This window comes from Shewanella sp. 11B5 (assembly GCF_002836795.1).
GTDB lineage: Bacteria > Pseudomonadota > Gammaproteobacteria > Enterobacterales > Shewanellaceae > Shewanella > Shewanella frigidimarina.
Genome location: NZ_PJAP01000199.1, coordinates 1 through 1,055, shown reverse-complemented (window position 1 = coordinate 1,055; position 1,055 = coordinate 1). Strand labels below are relative to the sequence as shown.

2 protein-coding genes are annotated in these 1,055 nt (G+C 41.9%); one reads left to right on the top strand and one right to left on the bottom strand.

Annotated features, from left to right (window positions below; translation table 11 throughout):
* The coding region (locus CXF78_RS01620; RefSeq protein ID WP_145991336.1) for a diguanylate cyclase domain-containing protein at positions 1-329 on the top strand (329 nt) is incomplete at its 5' end.
* Here CXF78_RS01620 and CXF78_RS01615 read toward each other — a convergent pair.
* Positions 299-865 (bottom strand): hypothetical protein, encoded by a 567-nt coding sequence (locus tag CXF78_RS01615; protein WP_102035777.1) that lies wholly within the window; start codon positions 863-865, stop codon positions 299-301. The genes CXF78_RS01620 and CXF78_RS01615 overlap by 31 nt on opposite strands.
* Positions 866-1,055 lie beyond the last annotated feature (190 nt).

Below are 1,055 nucleotides of genomic sequence, written 5' to 3'. Positions count from 1 at the left end.
TGGTTAACAGTCTACGCGCTACCGATATAGTGGGCAGACTCGGCGGCGATGAATTTATCGTTTGGCTTGATATGCTCCCTGAACCAATCAATATAGAACATAAAATAAACCAGCTATTAACCAATATTAAGCAACCGATCATTATTGGGAAGCATACTTTAGAAGTTGGCGCCAGTATCGGAATTAGTGTACTGCCAGAACATGGTTTAAATAGCCGAGAACTCATCACTGCAGCCGATACCGCTATGTACCAGGCTAAAGCAGACCATAGCATTGAGTATTGTTTCTATGCAGGCAGCTATGGAGTCTCTACTTTGGCAACCTCATAGGTTTGAGTGTTCCAGTCAAAATAATATTCAACTCCTTGCCATTCATAAACGGTACCGTTTGCGTGCTGAATCACTTTGGCATTTTCAGGTAAACGACTTAACCCAGAAGCATATTGAACTTGGGTGGTAGTTCGCTGCGGCTCAGATACCACTATAGGTTCAACGACTTGATAGCTTTGGATTGGTGCCACATTAACTGTTCGATAAGGATAAAAATTATCGTTACTGCGACGATACTCATCTATACCCCAGCGATTGTCATATCGATTGTAATATCGACTGCCATAACCATTATATCGACTAAGCCCGATATTCGGTCCCCATACGCTATTCCAACCCAATCCCCAGCGCCATGGATCACGGTAATGCGAAGAATGACGTCGACCTTCATGTTGATAACCTACCGAATGCGACACTCTATTGCCTAGAGCAATATCCAATGGCACTTTCGCCTGCACAGAAACCGTCAAGCTGCATAATAAACAAACGCCACTCCCAAAAGAGCATAGCAACACAGGGAATCTATTAATCGGCATACATCACCTCCAGCACATTATCGACATTCATCAGTTTACGCTAAGTCTAGTTAAAGTCGATATCCGTTATGACTCTGAAATGATAGGCCTACTCAATTATTATTCACACCAATAACCATCATTCACTCCAATAATCAAACAACTTAAATAATTTCATTCACTCGATAAATTATCAATTGATGCCTCCTGA

What these genes read in the sequence shown, in the direction of transcription:
- CXF78_RS01615 (WP_102035777.1), bottom strand. Translation starts at nt 865, where the DNA reads ATGCCGATTAATAGATTCCCTGTGTTGCTATGCTCTTTTGGGAGTGGC.